We start from the raw sequence: 19,377 nt of genomic DNA on the forward strand, positions 1-19,377 counted from the left end.
TTAGTATCAGAACAATCTAAGGAAACCCGGCCAACTGAAACCCAGGCTGTTCGCTGTCAATAAGACAACTTCAAGCGACTAAGTTTCAGACATACCGGAAAATTTTTCCCGTAGTTTATCAAGAGCACGCTTGTATCGCATTTTCGTTGCGCTTAGCCCCATATGCATGATGTCCGCGATTTCCTGAAACTCCAGCTCTGCAACAAAGCGCAAAACAAGTATTTCCCGGTCAATCTGGTTCACATGCACCAGCCAATGCTCTAGCCCGGTCTTCTCCGTCACTACCGGTGCGCTTTCTTCGGTAGCTTCTTCGATTGGGTCCAGGCTTAGCGCATCAAGCAAACGCCGCTTGCGGCGCTCTTTGCGGTACTGCGTGATGCACTCATTATAAGTGATGCTATACAGCCATGTTTTGAACTTAGACTTTCCTTCGAAGTTCTTCAGCCCATACAAGACCTTCAGCATTACCTCTTGACATACGTCATCAGCGTCTCGCTCGTTTCCAAGATAACGAGCACACACGTTGAAAAGAGTTCGTTGATATCGACGCATCAACTCTTCATATGCACGGGTTATATGAAACAACTCTGCATGAGCACGCTGCACCAACTCCTCATCGGAAAGCTGGCGCGGGTCATAGCTCATGGCGGGCGGGTGGGCTGTAGTCAAGACGCTTCAAACCGCAGTCAAAGTCATGGCCAGCATTCATTGAAGACCAAAAAATTTAGCGGCGTACTTTAACAGATTATCGACCCAAGCGGCTGCCTACACGCTGCTCCAACAACACTCTGTTGGCAATAGAAACTCGTTCGCCATCATCGGTTAACAGGTGAGTCTTGGCTGTACCTATCTCTTCGATCTCACCTTCCAGATCCAGGCCTTCGAGACGCACCCGCTGCCCTACCCCGTACAGCTCGCGCACGTAGATACCCGCGAGAATCTGGCTGACAAGTTCGCGACTACCCAGGCCCAACGCCAGTGCGGCGGCGAGGCCAACCGAAATCAAGGCGATGGCGATCACGTAGTTGAGCAGCTCGGTTTTTACCTCAAGCTGCCCGATTGCCACCGATATGCTGATGATGATCACCAGGCCTTGGGCGATTCGTCCAAGGCCGCTGGCATATTCCAGCCCGACGCCTTCTGCGGCTCCACGCACCAGACCACTGACCAGCTGGGCCAGAAGCACACCGGCAAGCAGAATCAGACCAGCTCCGAAAACCTTAGGTACATACAGCGCCAGCATGTCGAGGGTAGCTGACACACGGGCAAGCCCCAGCGACTCGGCTGCCGACACGAGGAAGATCAGCAACACGAACCAGTAGACGACTTTTCCGATCAGGGCAGAAATCGGCGCCCGAATACCGGCTCGTCCAAGAAGCTTGGTTGTCCCTGTACCAGTGACCAATCGATCAAGACCAATCTTGGCCAGTCCTTTTGACAGCACGGCATCAAGGACCTTGGCAACGACAAAACCGATCGCTACAACCAGCAGCGCCCCAAACAGACGAGGGATAAATGCCGCAATAGGCGCCCAAAGCGCGCTCATTGCTGCCAGCAGACTCTGGCTCCACTCCATGATCAATCAGCCTTGTCGAAAGAAGTTGAACGGACGGTGTCACGTGCGGTGACGGTCGAGGAGCGCGTTGCACCACTGCTGAGCACAACCATCAGTGTTGGCAGCCAGTGCCCCATCAGTCCAAAGAGATCACCCGCACCTACCTGGCGGTTCGCCGTTTTCAGGACCCGGTCCAGGCAGGCATCATCGTCATGCCCGGACGGCGTCTTGAGCATATTGCGCAGGGATTCTTCAAAGGGATCGCCCATGCTCACCTCATTAAACTCCAACTCGGGAAGTATCATTTCGTCGATACCCGAGGAAATGGTTCACACCCTAGACGGCGTCGCCATAAAAAAGTCACATTCACACCCATTTCAGACGGCGGAATATCCACCACTGAAAAAGCGCTACCACAGCGATCAGCGCGCAGGCCAGAACAAAACCGTAGGGGTTGTCCGAACCAGGAATGCCGCCGACATTGATGCCCAGCAGCCCGGTGAGAAAGCTCATCGGCAGGAAGAAGCCGGTGATGATACCCAGCAGATACATGGTGCGATTCATCCTTTCTCGCATGCGCCGCTCTTCGGCCTCCAGGACCAGGTTGGCCCGTTCTCGAACCAGCTCCAGCTCTTCGAGATTTCGTATCAGGCGATTGCTCAGCTCGTTCCAGTAATCCGTGTCGTCATCGACAAACCAGGGAAGCTTTCGGCGCGCGAGCTGCGCGTAGACCTCACCCTGTGGCAAAAGGAAGCGACGCAGGCTTGCTGCCCGCCGGCGCAAGGTAAGCAGGTTGTCCTGCGACGGCGTATAGCGCGGATCGGTTTCAAGCTGGTCCTCTTCACCATCCACCTTTTCTGCAAGCAGCGTGATCAGATCCTCCACATGCTCGGTCAGTGCTTCGGCAAGGCTGATCAATACCTCCGAAGCGGTTTTCGGCCCCTGGCCTGCAGCCAGTTGCCGGATTAACACTTCAGTGGAGCGCAGTGGCCGCAGGCGTAGCGAAATGACCCTGCGTGCATCAGCAAATACTCGCAGCGAAACCATATCTTCCGGGGCGGAATCCGGATTGAGGTTTACGCCACGCAGAAACAGCAAAAGCTCGTCTGCTGGTAACGGCAGCAATCGCGGCCTGGTGTTTTCCTCAAGCAGCACATCACAGGCAAAGTTGCTCAAGCCACTCTGCTCACGTAACCAGATCTGGGCCTCGGGCTGGCTGCGATCCCAGTGCAACCACAAGCTTTCACCGTCAGCCAGAGTCAGCGAGGCAATATCCTCGTATGCAAGCTGTCGAGCACCACCGCGCCCATCCAGCACCAGGGCGCGCAACAACCCTGCCTCTTCGTCGACCAGCATGTTTTCCTCCGCTCAGACCGCAAAAAGCCCGGCTAGGCCGGGCTTGATGGAAGCAAACAAGCCTCTCAATCGGGCATTTTCAGCGCTTCTGGCGAAACCACGATGCCGTTGTTGTCGGCGTACAGGTAGTCACCAGGACGGAAGGTCACACCGCAGAAGGTCACTGGAATGTTCAGCTCGCCAACACCACGCTTGTTGCTCTTGAGCGGGTGGCTTGCCAACGCCTGAACGCCAAGATCGGTCTGCGCGACGATATCCACATCGCGAATGCAGCCATAAACGACCAGCCCCTGCCAGCCATTGCGTGAAGCCTTCTCGGCAAGCATGTCGCCCAGCAGAGCGCAACGCAGCGAGCCACCACCGTCGACCACCATTACCTTGCCGGTACCGTCGAGCTCAACCTGCTCCTTGACCAGCGAGTTGTCCTCAAAGCACTTGACCGTAACGATCTGGCCTCCAAAGGAATCGCGGCCACCGAAATTGCTGAAGATCGGCTCCACCACCTGAACCAGCTCAGGATAGGTATCGCACAGATCGGGCGTGACGTATTGCATGGCAAATCTCCTTTATGAAACGACCCAGGCGCAGCGCACCTGCGTTCTCACGTCGAATAGACGCAGTGAGCAGCAGGTGCGATTCGCCACCAGCGGAGGGTAGGCAGCAAAAAGGGCGGAATCCCGCCCTTTTTCACTGCAATCAGCTGATTTCCTGATCGGCCAGGAAGAACCAGGTGTCCAGTACCGAGTCCGGGTTGAGCGAAACGCTTTCGATACCCTGCTCCATCAGCCACTTGGCCAGGTCCGGATGATCCGACGGCCCCTGTCCACATATGCCAACGTACTTGTCAGCCTTTTTGCAGGCTTCGATGGCGCTGGCCAGCAACTTCTTGACCGCCGGATTACGCTCGTCGAACAGGTGGGCAATGATGCCAGAGTCACGGTCCAGACCAAGGGCCAGCTGAGTCATGTCATTGGAGCCGATGGAGAAGCCATCGAAGTATTCCAGGAACTCATCAGCCAGCAGCGCATTGGACGGCAGCTCGCACATCATGATGATGCGCAGGCCGTTTTCGCCACGCTTGAGGCCGAACTTGGCGAGGATGTCGATGACCTGAGAGGCTTCACCGAGGGTGCGCACGAACGGCACCATCAGCTCGACGTTGGTCAGACCCATAACGTCGCGGACCTTCTTCATCGCCCGGCACTCGAGCTCGAAGCAATCGCGGAAGGATTCGCTGATGTATCGCGAAGCACCACGGAAGCCGAGCATCGGGTTTTCTTCTTCCGGCTCATAGAGCTTGCCGCCGATCAGGTTGGCGTACTCGTTGGACTTGAAGTCCGACAGACGCACGATCACTTTCTTCGGCCAGAAAGCAGCCGCTAGGGTACTGACGCCCTCGACCAGCTTCTCGACGTAGAAATCGACCGGGTCGCCATAACCGGCAATGCGCTTCTCGACGCTGCTCTTAATCTCTGCCGGCAGGCTGTCAAAGTTCAGCAGTGCCTTGGGATGCACGCCGATCATGCGGTTGATGATGAATTCCAGGCGAGCCAGGCCAACACCTTCGTTGGGCAACTGAGCGAAGTCGAACGCGCGGTCCGGGTTACCGACGTTCATCATGATCTTGAACGGCAGCTCAGGCATGGCGTCGATGGAGTTCTGGCGGATATCGAAGCCCAGTTCACCTTCGAAGATCAGGCCGGTATCGCCTTCGGCACAGGTCACAGTGACGCGCTGGCCATCTTTCAGCAGATCGGTAGCGTTGCCGCAGCCGACAACCGCAGGGATACCCAGCTCGCGGGCGATGATCGCCGCGTGGCAGGTACGGCCGCCGCGGTTGGTGACGATGGCGCTGGCGCGCTTCATTACCGGTTCCCAGTCCGGATCAGTCATGTCCGATACCAGCACGTCACCCGGCTGGACCCGGTCCATTTCCGAAACGTCACGAATGATTTTCACCGGGCCGGAACCGATACGCTGACCAATGGCGCGACCTTCGACCAGCACGGTGCCTTTTTCCTTCAGCAGGTAGCGTTCCATGACATTGGCGCTGCTGCGGCTTTTGACTGTTTCAGGACGTGCCTGAACGATGTACAGCTGACCGTCGTCACCGTCCTTGGCCCATTCGATGTCCATCGGGCGGCCATAGTGCTTTTCGATGATCATCGCCTGGCGAGCCAGGTTGCTGACCTCCTCGTCGGTAAGACAGAAGCGCATACGCTCGGCCTGGTCGACTTCCACGGTCTTGACCGACTTGCCGGCGCTGGCTTCCGCGCCGTAAATCATCTTGATTGCCTTGCTGCCCAGGTTGCGGCGCAGGATGGCCGGACGGCCGGCTTCAAGAGTGTGCTTGTGAACGTAAAATTCGTCCGGGTTCACCGCGCCCTGTACGACAGTCTCGCCCAGGCCGTAGGCCCCGGTGATGAACACCACATCGCGGAAACCGGACTCGGTATCCAGGGTAAACATCACACCGGCGGTGCCGGTTTCCGAGCGAACCATGCGCTGGACACCGGCGGACAGAGCGACCAGCTTGTGATCGAAGCCCTGGTGCACGCGGTAGGCAATGGCGCGGTCGTTGAAGAGGGAGGCGAAAACCTCTTTGGCAGCGCGGATTACGTTGTCCACGCCACGAATATTGAGGAAGGTTTCCTGCTGACCGGCAAAAGAAGCGTCCGGCAGGTCTTCAGCGGTTGCCGAAGAACGTACTGCTACCGCCAGGTTGTCATTGCCGGCAGACATTTCGGCAAAGGCTGCGCGAATATCGGCGTCCAGTTGCGCCGGGAACTCGGCGGACATGATCCAGCTGCGGATCTGCGCACCGGCCTTGGCCAGGGCGTTGACATCATCTACATCCAGCGCGTCGAGCATTGTATGAATCTGCTCGTTCAGGCCGCTGAGCTCCATGAAATCACGATAGGCCTGCGCAGTAGTGGCGAAACCACCAGGTACTGAAACGCCCGCACCTGCGAGGTTGCTAATCATCTCGCCCAGGGAGGCGTTCTTGCCCCCTACACGCTCAACATCGTGATTGCCGAGCTTATCGAGGGAAACTACGTACTCTACCAAGGTGATCACTCCACGTTGTATTGGAAACTCGGTTCGCGCCGGATGGCACGGTGGCCCGGCTCTGCAAAATAAGTGACAATGCCAGCCCCATCGAGGCTCTTCAAAGAGCCTTAAACTATAGCTGAGACGCGTCTCGACTTAAGGCTCCAAGGGCAATGAAACGAACTGCTTTTTTCATCTCAGACGGTACCGGCATCACGGCCGAGACACTCGGCCAGAGCCTGTTGGCACAGTTCGAAACCATCAACTTCACCAAGCTGACCCGGCCGTACATCGATACGACCGAAAAAGCGCGGGCAATGGTACAGCAAATCAATAAAGCAGCGGAAAGCGATGGCGTCCGCCCGATCATATTCGACACCCTGGTCAACCAGGGGATTCGCGATATTCTCGCTGAATCCAACGGTTTCATGATCGATATCTTTTCCTCGTTTCTTTCTCCGCTTGAGCATGAGCTGAACTCACGCTCGTCGTATTCCGTGGGCAAGTCCCATTCTATCGGCCACAGCAACAACTACATGGAGCGCATCGAGGCGGTGAACTTCGCCCTCGACAACGATGACGGTGCCCGCACCCGCCATTATGACAAGGCCGACCTGATCCTCGTTGGCGTATCGCGCTGCGGCAAAACGCCCACCTGTCTCTATATGGCGATGCAGTATGGCATCCGCGCAGCCAACTACCCGTTGACCGAAGACGACATGGAGCGCCTGCAGCTACCCACTTCTCTCAAGGCCTACAAGGACAAGCTGTTTGGCCTGACAATCGATCCCGAGCGTTTGGCCGCCATCCGCAATGAGCGCAAGCCCAACAGCCGCTACTCCAGTTTCGCCCAATGCGAATTCGAGGTACGCGAAGTCGAAAGCCTGTTCCGTCGCGAAAACATCAATTTCATCAACTCGACGCATTTCTCCGTCGAGGAAATCTCCGCCAAGATCCTGGTGGAAAAAGGCGTGGAGCGGCGATTCAAATAAACGCCGCTTCGCTAGACAACAAAAAGTCCGCCAGGTGCGGACTTTTTTGTTTTTTTGCAGAGCAGCTTGCCGTCAGAACGCATCCTCGGGCACGCGCACCCAGCCTTCCATCAGGATGCGCGCACTACGACTCATGATGGCTTTGGTCACCGTCCACTGACCATTAATCTGCTTGGCCTCGGCGCCGACGCGCAAGGTGCCGGAGGGATGACCGAAACGTACCGCCTCGCGATCACCACCACCGGCCGCGAGATTGACCAGCGTGCCAGGCACTGCTGCCGCCGTGCCGATGGCAACCGCGCAGGTGCCCATCATCGCGTGGTGCAACTTGCCCATCGACAGCGCGCGGACCAACAGGTCCACCTCGCCCGCCTCAATGGTCTTGCCACTGGAGGCCGTGTAGGTCTTCGGCTTGGAAACAAAGGCAACCTTCGGGGTGTGCTGGCGAGTCAGGGCCTCTTCCGGCGTCTTGATCAGCCCCATGCGCAAAGCACCGGCAACGCGAATGGCCTCGAGACGGGCCAGCGCCTCGGGGTTGCCGTTGATGTCCTCACGCAGCTCTGTGCCCTGATAGCCGATATCCTCGGCATTCACGAACACAGTGGGAATGCCGGCACTGATCATGGTGGCCTTCAAAACGCCGCCTTTCACGACATCAGCGGGCACCTCAAGATCATCCACCAGATTGCCGGTGGGGAACATCGAGCCGCCCTCCTCGCCATCGTCGGATGGATCGAGAAACTCCAGCACGATCTCCGCCGCTGGGAAGGTCACGCCATCCAGCTCGAAATCACCGATTTCCTGCACCTGGCCGTTGCTGATCGGCACATGGGCAATGATGGTTTTCTGGATATTTGCCTGCCAGATACGCACCACGCAGGTGCCGTTCTCGGGAATCCGCGCGGGATCAACCAGCCCGGCATGGATGGCGAAAGCGCCCGCACCCGTAGACAGGTTGCCGCAGTTGCCGCTCCAGTCCACGAATGGCTTGTCGATGGAAACCTGGCCGTAGAGGTAATCCACGTCGTGATCGGGCTGGCTGCTCTTCGACAGGATCACGCATTTGCTGGTGCTGGAGGTAGCGCCGCCCATGCCGTCGATGTGCGCGGCGTAGGGGTCCGGACTGCCAATTACACGCATGAACAGCTTGTCGCGGGCCTCGCCTGGGACTTGGCAGCGCTCCGGCAGGTCCTGCAACCGGAAAAACACGCCCTTGCTGGTGCCGCCACGCATATAGGTGGCGGGAATTTTCACCTGGGGTACTTGAGACATCACAATGCTCCTGTAAGAAAGAGGCGGCCTGTCGGCCGCCCCATCTGACTTACTTGTTGGCTTCGAGGAAGTCCTTGGCGAAGCGCTGCAGCACCCCACCAGCCTTATACACGCTGACATCGGCTGCGGTGTCCAGACGGCAGGTTACCGGGACCCTGACGACCTCACCGTTGCGACGGTTGATCACCAGCGTCAGGTCGCAACGCGGCGCCAGCTCACCTTCGATATCGTAGGTCTCGGTGCCGTCCAGGCCCAGGGTCAGGCGCGTGGTGCCCGGCTTGAATTCCACCGGCAGAACGCCCATGCCCACCAGGTTGGTACGGTGGATGCGCTCGAAACCTTCAGCCACGATCACCTCGACACCGGCCAGACGCACGCCCTTGGCCGCCCAGTCGCGGGACGAACCTTGGCCGTAGTCGGCACCGGCGATGATGATCAGGTTCTGTTTGCGGTTCATGTAGGTCTCGATGGCTTCCCACATGCGCATGACCTCGCCTTCCGGCTCGACGCGAGCCAGCGAGCCCTTCTTTACCTGGCCATCGACCACAGCCATCTCGTTGACCAGCTGCGGGTTGGCAAAGGTGGCGCGCTGCGCCGTCAGGTGATCGCCGCGGTGGGTGGCGTAGGAGTTGAAGTCCTCCTCCGGCAGGCCCATTTTCGCCAGGTATTCGCCTGCGGCCGAATCCGCCAGGATGGCGTTGGACGGCGACAGGTGATCGGTGGTGATGTTGTCCGGCAGGATTGCCAACGGGCGCATACCCTTGAGCGTACGTTCCCCGGCCAGCGCGCCTTCCCAGTAAGGCGGACGGCGGATGTAGGTGGACATCGGACGCCAGTCATACAACGGGCTCTTGGCTTCTTCCACTGAGCCCAGGTCGAACATCGGAATGTAGATCTGCTTGAACTGCTCGGGCTTCACGCTCGCCGCCACGATGGCGTCGATTTCCTCATCGCTTGGCCACAGATCTTTCAACGTGATCGGATTGCCGCTCGCGTCATGTCCCAATACGTCCTGTTCAATATCGAAACGCACGGTACCGGCGATGGCATAGGCCACTACCAGCGGCGGCGAGGCCAGGAAGGCCTGCTTGGCGTACGGGTGGATACGGCCGTCGAAGTTGCGGTTGCCGGAGAGCACCGCGGTGGCGTACAGGTCGCGATCAATGATTTCCTGCTGGATCGTCGGATCCAGCGCACCGGACATGCCGTTACAGGTGGTGCAGGCGTAGGCGACGATGCCGAAGCCGAGCTTTTCCAGTTCCGGCAGCAGGCCGGCCTCTTCCAGATACAGCTTGGCTACCTTGGAGCCCGGCGCAAAGGAGGTTTTCACCCACGGCTTGCGCACCAGACCCAGCTCATTGGCCTTCTTGGCCAGCAGACCGGCAGCCACCACGTTGCGCGGGTTGGAGGTGTTGGTGCAGCTGGTGATCGCGGCAATTATCACCGCACCATCGGGCATCAGCCCCTGCTCTTCCTCGGCGCGTGCGGCGGCCAGCTTTTCTTCGCTGGCAATGCCGCGCTCCTGCAGTGCGCTGGTGGGCAGACGGCGATGCGGGTTGCTCGGACCGGCCATGTTGCGCACAACGCTGGACAGATCGAAGGTCAGCACGCGCTCGTACTGGGCGGTCTTCAGCGCATCGGCCCAAAGGCCGGTGGTGCGGGCGTAGTTCTCGACCAACGCCACCTGCTCCGGCTCGCGCCCGGTCAGCTTGAGGTAGTCGATGGTCTGGCCGTCGATGTAGAACATCGCCGCCGTTGCGCCGTATTCCGGGCACATATTGGAAATGGTGGCACGGTCGCCGATGGACAGGCTGTCGGCACCTTCACCAAAGAACTCGACCCAGGCACCGACCACGCGCTCCTGCCGCAGGAACTCGGTCAAAGCCAGCACGATATCGGTAGCGGTGATACCAGGTTGGCGCTTGCCAGTGAGTTTTACGCCGACGATATCGGGCAGGCGCATCATCGACGGATGGCCCAGCATGACGGTCTCGGCTTCCAGGCCGCCTACGCCGATAGCGATTACGCCCAGGGCATCCACGTGCGGGGTATGCGAGTCGGTACCCACGCAGGTATCCGGGAAGGCCACGCCGCCGCGGGCCTGGATCACCGGGCTCATTTTTTCCAGGTTGATCTGGTGCATGATCCCGTTACCGGCCGGAATCACGTCGACATTCTTGAATGCGGTCTTGGTCCACTCGATAAAGTGGAAACGGTCTTCGTTGCGGCGCTCTTCCACAGCGCGGTTCTTCTCGAACGCGTCCGGGTCGAAGCCGGCATGCTCCACCGCCAATGAGTGGTCGACGATCAACTGCGTCGGCACCACCGGGTTGACCTTGGAGGGATCACCGCCCTGCTCGGCGATGGCGTCACGCAGACCGGCCAGGTCGACCAGTGCGGTCTGACCGAGGATGTCATGGCACACCACGCGCGCCGGGTACCAGGGGAAGTCCAAGTCGCGCTTGCGTTCGATCAGCTGCTTGAGCGCATCGGTCAGCAGCGACGACTCGCAGCGACGTACCAGTTGTTCAGCCAGTACACGAGAGGTGTACGGCAGGGTGTCGTAGGCGCCTGGCTGAATGGCGTCAACCGCCTCGCGGGTGTCGAAGTAATCCAGTGCAGTGCCAGGAAGGGGTTTGCGATATGCGGTATTCATGCCGTGGGGACTCGTAGGAAGCTAGAAAAACAATAGAAGGAGCGCCCGCAGGCGCTCCCTCATGGCATCAACGTTGCGCCAGGGGTACGACCTTGCGCTGCTCGACGCCGACGTATTCGGCGCTCGGGCGGATGATGCGGTTATTGGCGCGCTGTTCGAACACGTGGCAGCACCAGCCCACTACACGCGAGCAGACGAAGATCGGCGTGAACAGCGGGGTCGGAATGCCCATGAAGTTGTACGCCGATGCATGGTAGAAGTCGGCGTTCGGGAACAGGCGCTTCTGTTCCCACATGGTTTGGTCGATAGCCTCGGAGATCGGATACAGCTTGGTATCGCCTACCAGCTCGGCCAGCTTCTTGGCCCACTCCTTTATGACCTCGTTGCGCGGGTCGCTGTCCTTGTAGATCGCGTGGCCGAAGCCCATGATCTTTTCCTTGCGCTCGAGCATGCCCAGCAGACCTTCGCGGGCCTCTTCCGGGGTGTTGAAACGCTCGATCAGCTCCATGGCCGCCTCGTTGGCGCCGCCGTGCAGCGGGCCGCGCAGCGAACCGATGGCACCGGTGATGCAGGAATAGATGTCGGACAGGGTCGAAGCACAGACCCGTGCGGTGAAGGTCGAGGCGTTGAACTCGTGCTCAGCGTAGAGGATGAGCGAAACGTTCATCACGCGGGTTTCCAGCTCGGTCGGCTTGCGGCCATGCAGCAGCGCCAGGAAGTGACCACCCAGGGTGTCCTCGTCGCTCTGACAGTTGATGCGCACGCCACCGTGGCTGAAGCGATACCAGTAAGTCATGACGGCCGGGCCCATGGCCAGCAGGCGGTCTGCCTTGTCCTGCTGCTTGGAGAAATCATGCTCGGGTTCCAGCATGCCCAGTACCGAGCAGGCTGTACGCATGACATCCATCGGATGGGCGTTGGACGGAGCACGCTCCAGGACTTCCTTGAGCACGTCCGGGATATCACGCCACTGTTTCAGGCGCGCCTTGTAGTCTTCCAGTTGCTGCGCATTGGGCAGCTCGCCGTGGAACAGCAGGTAGGCAACTTCCTCGAAGCAGCAGTGCTCGGCCAGATCACGGACGTCGTAGCCGCGGTAAGTCAGGCCGGCGCCTTCCTTGCCCACGGTGGAGAGGGCCGTCTGACCCGCGATCTGCCCACGCAGACCTGCACCACTCAAAACCTTTGCTTCAGCCATTGCGATCTCCTTATTGGATTTGTTCTGGATATTGCTTATTCACATCGGTGGAAGGCTCCATCGGAGCCTGCTTGCTTAGCTTTTCTTTTGCGCAAACAACGCATCGAGGCTCTGCTCGAAAGCGTGATAGTTGATGCGGTCGTACAGCTCCATACGAGTTTGCATGGTGTCGATCACGTTCTTCTGGGTGCCGTCGCGACGCAACGCGGTGTAGACGTTCTCGGCGGCCTTGTTCATCGCGCGGAACGCCGACAGCGGATACAGCACCAGCGACACATCGACCGAAGCCAGTTCTTCAGTGGTATACAAGGGTGTAGCACCGAACTCGGTGATATTGGCCAGAATCGGCGCTTTCACCAGGTCGGCGAAGGTCTTGTACATGGCCAGTTCGGTGATGGCTTCCGGGAAGACCATATCGGCGCCGGCCTCGACACAGGCGGCGGCACGGTCCAGCGCAGCGTTCAGACCTTCGACGGCCAATGCATCGGTACGCGCCATGATCACGAAACTGTCATCGGTACGCGCGTCAACCGCAGCCTTGATGCGGTCGACCATCTCCTGCTGGGAGACGATTTCCTTGTTCGGGCGATGACCGCAGCGCTTGGCGCCGACCTGGTCCTCAATGTGAATCGCCGCGGCGCCAAACTTGATCATCGACTTGACGGTACGCGCCACGTTGAATGCCGAGCTGCCGAAACCGGTGTCCACGTCCACCAGCAACGGCAGATCGCAGACATCGGTGATGCGACGTACGTCGGTCAATACGTCGTCCAGGTTGGTGATACCGAGATCCGGCAAGCCCAACGAGCCAGCCGCAACACCGCCGCCGGACAGATAGATAGCCTTGAAGCCGGCACGCTTGGCCAGCAGTGCATGGTTGGCGTTGATGGCGCCGACGACCTGCAGCGGGTGTTCACTGGCCACGGCGTCGCGGAAACGCTGACCGGCAGATGGAAGAGTCATGCATTGCCCCTTTTGGATGGTGTGTTTTCGAGAGCGCTCTTGAAGTGGCGCTCCACATTGCGTTTTGAAGCTGCGATATGACGGCGCATCAGCAGCTCCGCCAATTCGCCATCGCGATCGGCAATGGCGTCGAGAATACGGTGATGCTCGGCAAAGGCCTGATGTGGCCGGTTCGGTGTGGTGGAGAACTGAATGCGGTACATGCGCACCAGCTGATAGAGCTCGTCGCACAACAGTTTGGCCAGAGTACGATTTCCGCTGCCCTGGATAATCCGGTAGTGGAAGTCGAAGTCACCTTCCTGTTGGTAATAGCCAACTCCCGCCTGAAATGCCTCGTCGCGCTCGTGAGTACCCAATACACGACGCAACTCGTCGATCTCGCTGTCGCTCATGCGCTCAGCAGCCAACCGGCAGGCCATGCCTTCCAGCGACTCGCGGATCTCATAGAGCTCGATCAGCTCAGCATGACTGAGAGAAACCACGCGGGCGCCGACATGGGGGATGCGCACCAAAAGTTTCTGGCCTTCGAGGCGATGAATAGCTTCACGCAGTGGCCCACGGCTAATGCCATAGGTGCGCGCCAGCTCTGGTTCGGAAATCTTGCTGCCCGGTGCAATTTCGCCACGAACGATGGCCGCCTGGATCGAGCGGAACACATGCTCGGACAACGTACCGCTGTCTGCATGCTGTATGACTGTCGGGATTTCCACTGTATCGAGCATGATTGTCAACACTTGAGCATTTCACTGCCCCCAAGTTACGACGCAGTCGCGGCCTAGTCAAATCAGCTGGTCGGATATTGTCAACAATATGACTAAAGTCGGAGATGCCGACTCCTGTAGCGCAATCTCTGTCTCAGGCCTCGGACACCGCTTGTCGCGACCCTGAAATCAGCATGCTAGAATGCCGGCCTCCGCAGTGTCGGCGCCCGCCTGCTGCACTAGAAAGACAAGCATGGGCCGGTTCCGGCCGTTCCGTTTCCAATCCTCGAAGACAACAGGTCCCATGAGAGTCAAAGCCTACTCCCTGCTGCTCTGCGCATGCTTCTTGCCCGCGATTGGCCAGGCCGCCGACAAGACCATTTATGGACTGAACGAGCACGTGGCACTGCTGGACTTCGATCTGAACGTGCCCGCCAAGCTCGATACCGGCGCCCAGACGGCCTCACTTAGCGCCAGCGACATCACCCGCTTCAAGCGCGACGGCGAGTCCTGGGTACGCTTCTATCTGGCTATCGACAGTGCACACAGCCACCCCATCGAACGCCCTCTGGCCCGCATCAGCAAGATCAAGCGACGCGCCGGAGACTTCGATCCGGAAGAAGACAAGACTTACACCGCACGCCCCGTCATCGAGCTTGACGTGTGCATGGGCAAGGCAAAGCGCACCATCGAAGTGAACCTCACGGACCGTACCGCTTTCCAATACCCACTTCTAATTGGTTCCGATGCGCTGACCCGCTTCGGTGCGCTGGTCGATCCAAGCCTAACCTACGTCGCCGGCAAGCCCGGCTGCCTCACCGAATCCGACGCTGACGAGTAACCCCATGCGCGCGCTAACCCTGCACCTGAAAGTTCTGATCTTCCTGCTTGTCACGCTGGGCATTGCCATAACGGCCTACCAGATCTTCGTCCTCGGAATCCCAATGACCGAAGACGAAACCGATGATCTGTGGAATATCGACGCCAAGGTCGAGTTCCAGGCCAACCCGCGCGAACCGGTCAAGCTGCAGATGTTTGTGCCGCCGCTGAATCAGGAATTCGTCAGCCTCAACGAAAGCTTCATTTCCAACAACTATGGCGTCAGCATCAACCGTGTCGACGGGAACCGCCGTGTCACATGGTCGGCGCGCCGCGTCACCGGCAAGCAGACGCTTTACTACCGCCTGGTACTGACCAAGCGCTACAGCGGTGAACAGACCAAGGCCAACGGGCCAATTTTCCGCGACAGCATCCCGGTCGAAGGCGCCGAGAAGATCGCGGCTGAAGCCCTGCTCTCACCGATCCGCCAGCACTCGGCCGACGTCGAAACATTCATCAGCGAAGCCATCAAGCGCGTCAATAACGCCAACGATGACAACGTGAAACTTTTGCTCGGCGGTGATTCGTCTACGGCCAACAAGGCTCGAGTGATCGACCTTCTGCTGTCCATCGCCCATGTACCCATGGAGCGCGTGCATACGGTGCGGCTGCTGTCCGACGTGGCGCAGACGCCTGAGCTCTGGCTGCGCAGCTTCAACGGTGACCGCTGGCTGTACTTCAACCCCGAAACCGGCGAACAAGGTCTGCCGAGCGACCGCCTGGTCTGGTGGACCGGCGACGAGCCGCTGGTAAGTCTTGAAGGCGGCCGCAATCCGCAGGTGACCTTCACCCTCAACAGCAGCGAAATGAACGCCATTCGCCTGGCCAAGCTGACCGACGAAAACACCGACGCGGACTTCCTGGAGTACTCGCTGTACGGCCTGCCGCTGCAGACCCAGCAGACCTACCAGATCATGATCATGATCCCCATCGGCGTGCTGGTGATCCTGATCCTGCGCAACCTCGGCGGTCTGCAGACCCTCGGTACCTTTACCCCGGTTCTGATCGCTCTGGCTTTCCGAGAAACCCAGATCGGCTTCGGCATCATTCTCTTCACCGTGATCACCGCACTGGGCCTGTCGCTGCGCTCATATCTGGAGCACCTCAAACTGCAGATGCTGCCGCGGCTTTCTGTAGTTCTGACCTTTGTAGTGGTGCTTATCGCGGTAATCAGCCTGTTCAGCCACAAGCTGGGCCTGGAGCGTGGTCTGTCGGTGTCGCTTTTCCCGATGGTGATTCTGACCATGACCATCGAGCGCCTGTCCATCACCTGGGAAGAACGTGGTGGCGGCCATGCATTCAAGGTGGCAGTCGGCACCCTGATCGCAGCCAGCCTGTCGTTCATGCTGATGAACATCCCTGAACTGACCTACTTCATCTTCACCTTCCCGGCGGTGTTGCTGATCATGGTGGGCTTCATGCTGGCGATGGGTCGCTACCGCGGCTATCGCCTGACCGAGCTGTTCCGTTTCAAAGCCTTTTTGAAGGATTGAGCCATGTTCGGTCTGATCAAGACGTGGAAGGCGCTGGAAGCCAAAGGGATCATGGGCATCAACCGCCGCAACGCGGACTACGTGCTCAAGTACAACAAGCGGCACCTGTATCCGATCGTCGATGACAAGATCATCACTAAGGAACGCGCCATCGCGGCCGGCATCGACGTGCCGGAAATGTACGGGATTATCGAAACCGAAAAGGATATCGAGAAGCTCAAGGACATCGTCAAGGACCATGAGGACTTCGTCGTCAAGCCGGCCCAGGGCGCCGGCGGCGACGGCATTCTGGTGATCGCGGACCGTTTCGAAGGTCGCTATCGCACGGTTTCCGGCAAGATCATCACCCACGACGAACTGGAGCATCAGATCTCCAATATCCTCACCGGCCTTTACTCGCTGGGCGGGCACCGTGATCGCGCACTGATCGAGTACCGCGTAACCCCTGACCCGATCTTCAAGAGCATCAGCTATGAAGGCGTGCCGGATATTCGCATCATCGTGTTGATGGGCTATCCGGTGATGGCCATGCTGCGCCTGCCGACACGTCAGTCGGGCGGCAAAGCCAACCTGCACCAGGGCGCTATCGGTGTGGGCGTAGACCTGGCCACCGGCGTGACCTTGCGTGGCACCTGGCTGAACAACAAGATTTCCAAGCACCCCGACACTACCAACGCGGTGGATGGCGTTCAGCTGCCCAACTGGGACGGCTTCATGAAGCTCGCCGCCGGCTGCTACGAGCTGTGTGGCCTGGGTTACATCGGCGTCGATATGGTGCTGGACGTGGACAAGGGTCCTCTGATTCTCGAGCTCAACGCCCGCCCCGGCCTGAACATCCAGATCGCCAATGACTGCGGCCTGACCCACCGGGCACATGCAGTGGAAACCCGTCTGGATGAGCTGAAGGCGAAAGGCATCTCGGAAACCGCCGAGGAGCGAGTAAAGTTCGCCCAAGAGCTGTTCGGACACGTGCCGCCCCACGCCTGAATGACCACATCGGGCTGCCTTGGCCATGCCAGGCGGCCCAACGCCGACCCAGCCCATGTCCACCTGTACGCTACACCCTCTACCCTATCGAGCCGACCCTGCGTACTGGTTCGAACGCATTCGCCACGCGCCCGGCGCGGTTCTGCTGGATTCCGGGCGCCCGCAGGCCGAGCGCGGGCGCTACGACCTCTTGAGCGCCTGGCCGCAGCAGCTGCTCCAGCCCGCCACAGATGATTCCGCTGAGAGTTACTTCCAACGTTTGCGCGAGGCATTGCAGCAACTTGGCCCGGCCGTCGCGCCCGAAGGCTGTGAGCTGCCCTTTGTGGGTGGCCTGATCGGCTTGTTCAGCTATGATTTCGGCAGGCTGCTGGAAAACATGCCCGAGCAAGCCCGACCAGACATCGACTTGCCCCTTGCGCGTTTTGGCCTTTATCCCTGGGCGCTTATCACCGACCATCAAAAGCGCAGCAGCCAGCTGGTCTTCCATCCTGCGCTGACTATGAGTGAGCGCGAGCGTCTGGTCAGACTGTTCTACTCGCCTCTCTCAAGCACAGAGACCTCTGCTCCCTTTACCCTGCTCGCTCCTTTTGCAGCCGACTTGCACAAGGACGACTACCGCCAGGCGATCGAGCGCATCCAGCGGTACATTCAGGCCGGCGACTGCTATCAGGTGAACTTCGCACAGCGCTTTCGCACAGCCTACGCAGGCGATCCATGGACCGCTTATCAGGCCCTGCGAGCCGCCTGCCCGACGCCTTATGCCGGCTTTATCGCCCTTGAGCATGGCGCCGTACTCAGCCAGTCACCAGAGCGCTTTCTGCGCCTGCATCAGGGTTCGGTAGAAACGCGTCCGATCAAAGGTACGCGCCCCCGCGGACAAGACCCACACAGCGACGCCGCGCAGGCCCAGGGGTTACTGGAGAGCAAAAAGGACCGCGCCGAAAACCTGATGATCGTCGATCTGCTGCGCAACGACCTGGGCCGCAGTTGCCGGATCGGCAGCGTGCAAGTGCCAGAGCTTTTCGCACTGGAAAGCTACCCCAACGTGCACCACCTGGTCAGTTGTGTCAGCGGGCAGCTGGCCGATGACAAGGACGCTTTCGATCTACTGGCCGGCAGCTTTCCCGGCGGATCGATTACTGGAGCGCCCAAAATCCGGGCCATGCAGATCATCGACGAGCTGGAACCTACGCGCCGCACCATCTACTGCGGCTCGCTGCTATACATCGATGTGCGCGGGGAGATGGACAGCTCCATCGCCATCCGCACCCTGCTCGCCCAAAGCGGGCAAATCAGTTGCTGGGGCGGTGGCGGCATTGTCGCCGACTCCGAATGGCACGCGGAGTACCAGGAATCGATCGACAAGGTGAAAGTGCTGCTGGAAACGCTGGAAGGCTTGAAGCCGTAGGGTGATGCCTGGGATGGACGCTTGCGCGTGGACAAGCTTTGCGTTGTCCACCCTACGTCCCGCATTGCTTTGATCCAGACGTAGGGTGGATGTCGCTTTTTACACCACAATTACTAGTGGATCGGTGAAGCGTGATCCACCCTGCGAAGGCTCGATTGGGCCGTTATGCCAACATCCAATCAGCCCAAGCGCTTGGTTAAAGCGTCAGCTTGCGATTCGAGGCCTTGATGAATTCCTGCTTCAGCTCCTCGAATGTATGCACCGCCGGGAATTGCGGGAATTCGGCGATGACATTGTCTGGCGCGTGGAAGAGGATGCCGGCGTTGGCCTCACTGAGCATGGTGGTGTCGTTGTACGAGTCACCGGCCGCGATCACACGGTAGTAAAGACTCTTGAGCGCCAGTACTGACTGGCGCTTGGGATCCTTCTGGCGCAGCTGATAATCCACCACTCGATCATTTTCGTCGGTAATCAGGCGGTGGCACAGCAGCGTGGGGAAGCCCAGCTGGCGCATCAGCGGCTGGGAGAACTCGTAGAAGGTGTCCGAGAGGATTACCACCTGGAAGCGCTCTCGCAGCCAGTCGACGAACTCCACCGCACCGTCCAGGGGCTTCAGCGTGGCGATAACCTTCTGGATGTCCGCCAGCTTCAGACCATGTTCATCCAGAATGCGCAGGCGCTGCTTCATCAGCACGTCATAGTCGGGAATGTCCCGCGTGGTCGCCCGCAGCGATTCGATTCCGGTGGCTTCGGCGAAGGCAATCCAGATTTCCGGAACCAGCACACCTTCCAGGTCGAGACAGGCTATTTCCACGGGCCACTCCTAAATGCATGAATTTGAAGGCGGCACTCTAACGGCCCGGCCCGAG

17 protein-coding genes are annotated in these 19,377 nt (G+C 59.2%); 5 read left to right on the forward strand and 12 right to left on the reverse strand.

The genetic code is table 11. The features are described from left to right. Positions 1-78 precede the first annotated feature (78 nt). The 6 genes from sigX to ppsA form a co-directional block, all read right to left on the reverse strand. Complete coding sequence (sigX, locus tag BN1079_RS04410) at positions 79-645, reverse strand: RNA polymerase sigma factor SigX (RefSeq protein WP_037022603.1); 567 nt, start codon at positions 643-645, stop codon at positions 79-81. A gap of 100 nt (positions 646-745) precedes the next feature. Continuing rightward, positions 746-1,576 (reverse strand): mechanosensitive ion channel family protein, encoded by an 831-nt coding sequence (locus tag BN1079_RS04415; protein WP_037022604.1) that lies wholly within the window; start codon positions 1,574-1,576, stop codon positions 746-748. Between the two features lie 2 nt (positions 1,577-1,578). Continuing rightward, on the reverse strand, positions 1,579-1,824 hold the full coding sequence (locus tag BN1079_RS04420) for a hypothetical protein (RefSeq protein WP_037022605.1): 246 nt from the start codon (positions 1,822-1,824) through the stop codon (positions 1,579-1,581). 97 nt (positions 1,825-1,921) lie between these two features. Continuing rightward, positions 1,922-2,911 carry a CorA family divalent cation transporter gene (locus BN1079_RS04425; protein WP_037022606.1) on the reverse strand — a complete coding sequence of 330 codons (990 nt, stop codon included), beginning with the start codon at positions 2,909-2,911 and terminating at the stop codon, positions 1,922-1,924. A 65-nt stretch (positions 2,912-2,976) separates the two neighbouring features. Next, a complete protein-coding gene (gene rraA, locus BN1079_RS04430) occupies positions 2,977-3,465 on the reverse strand; it encodes a ribonuclease E activity regulator RraA (RefSeq protein ID WP_037022607.1) in 489 nt (162 codons plus the stop codon). A 142-nt stretch (positions 3,466-3,607) separates the two neighbouring features. Then, entirely contained in the window at positions 3,608-5,980 is a 2,373-nt protein-coding gene (gene ppsA / locus BN1079_RS04435; RefSeq protein WP_037022608.1) for a phosphoenolpyruvate synthase, read from the reverse strand. Between the two features lie 155 nt (positions 5,981-6,135). Between ppsA and ppsR the strand changes: the two genes are divergently transcribed. After that, on the forward strand, positions 6,136-6,954 hold the full coding sequence (ppsR, locus tag BN1079_RS04440; protein WP_037022609.1) for a posphoenolpyruvate synthetase regulatory kinase/phosphorylase PpsR: 819 nt from the start codon (positions 6,136-6,138) through the stop codon (positions 6,952-6,954). Positions 6,955-7,026: 72 nt separating this feature from the next. Here ppsR and prpF read toward each other — a convergent pair whose 3' ends face one another. The 5 genes from prpF to BN1079_RS04465 all read right to left on the reverse strand — a co-directional run bounded on the left by prpF (position 7,027) and on the right by BN1079_RS04465 (position 13,762). Next, positions 7,027-8,226: a 2-methylaconitate cis-trans isomerase PrpF gene (gene prpF, locus BN1079_RS04445; protein ID WP_037022610.1), complete on the reverse strand. Its 1,200-nt coding sequence runs from the start codon at positions 8,224-8,226 to the stop codon at positions 7,027-7,029. A 49-nt stretch (positions 8,227-8,275) separates the two neighbouring features. After that, a complete protein-coding gene (acnD, locus tag BN1079_RS04450; RefSeq protein ID WP_037022612.1) occupies positions 8,276-10,882 on the reverse strand; it encodes a Fe/S-dependent 2-methylisocitrate dehydratase AcnD in 2,607 nt (868 codons plus the stop codon). Positions 10,883-10,949: 67 nt separating this feature from the next. Then, positions 10,950-12,077, reverse strand: a complete 1,128-nt coding sequence (gene prpC / locus BN1079_RS04455; protein ID WP_037022615.1) for a bifunctional 2-methylcitrate synthase/citrate synthase — start codon at positions 12,075-12,077, stop codon at positions 10,950-10,952. 75 nt (positions 12,078-12,152) lie between these two features. Continuing rightward, positions 12,153-13,040 carry a methylisocitrate lyase gene (gene prpB, locus BN1079_RS04460; protein WP_037022617.1) on the reverse strand — a complete coding sequence of 296 codons (888 nt, stop codon included), beginning with the start codon at positions 13,038-13,040 and terminating at the stop codon, positions 12,153-12,155. Further along, positions 13,037-13,762: a GntR family transcriptional regulator gene (locus BN1079_RS04465; protein WP_037022618.1), complete on the reverse strand. Its 726-nt coding sequence runs from the start codon at positions 13,760-13,762 to the stop codon at positions 13,037-13,039. The genes prpB and BN1079_RS04465 overlap by 4 nt, the downstream gene beginning before the upstream one ends. 283 nt (positions 13,763-14,045) lie before the next feature. On the opposite strand from BN1079_RS04465, the gene rloA reads away from it, so the two are divergent. From rloA to pabB, 4 genes are read left to right on the forward strand one after another with little or no spacing between them, the layout of a single operon-like run. Beyond that, a complete protein-coding gene (gene rloA / locus BN1079_RS04470) occupies positions 14,046-14,582 on the forward strand; it encodes a retropepsin-like aspartic peptidase RloA (protein ID WP_037022620.1) in 537 nt (178 codons plus the stop codon). A gap of 4 nt (positions 14,583-14,586) precedes the next feature. Further along, a complete protein-coding gene (rloB, locus tag BN1079_RS04475) occupies positions 14,587-16,113 on the forward strand; it encodes an osmotic stress tolerance membrane protein RloB (protein ID WP_037022621.1) in 1,527 nt (508 codons plus the stop codon). A 3-nt stretch (positions 16,114-16,116) separates the two neighbouring features. Beyond that, entirely contained in the window at positions 16,117-17,100 is a 984-nt protein-coding gene (locus BN1079_RS04480) for an alpha-L-glutamate ligase-like protein (protein WP_037022622.1), read from the forward strand. 55 nt (positions 17,101-17,155) lie between these two features. Continuing rightward, the gene (gene pabB / locus BN1079_RS04485) at positions 17,156-18,508 is read left to right on the forward strand and encodes an aminodeoxychorismate synthase component I (RefSeq protein WP_037022623.1); all 1,353 of its coding nucleotides are present in this window, start codon (positions 17,156-17,158) and stop codon (positions 18,506-18,508) included. A gap of 196 nt (positions 18,509-18,704) precedes the next feature. Here pabB and thrH read toward each other — a convergent pair whose 3' ends face one another. Then, a complete protein-coding gene (gene thrH, locus BN1079_RS04490; protein ID WP_037022624.1) occupies positions 18,705-19,322 on the reverse strand; it encodes a bifunctional phosphoserine phosphatase/homoserine phosphotransferase ThrH in 618 nt (205 codons plus the stop codon). Positions 19,323-19,377 lie beyond the last annotated feature (55 nt).

It is taken from the genome of Pseudomonas saudiphocaensis (genome assembly GCF_000756775.1).
Classification (GTDB): Bacteria; Pseudomonadota; Gammaproteobacteria; order Pseudomonadales; family Pseudomonadaceae; genus Stutzerimonas; species Stutzerimonas saudiphocaensis.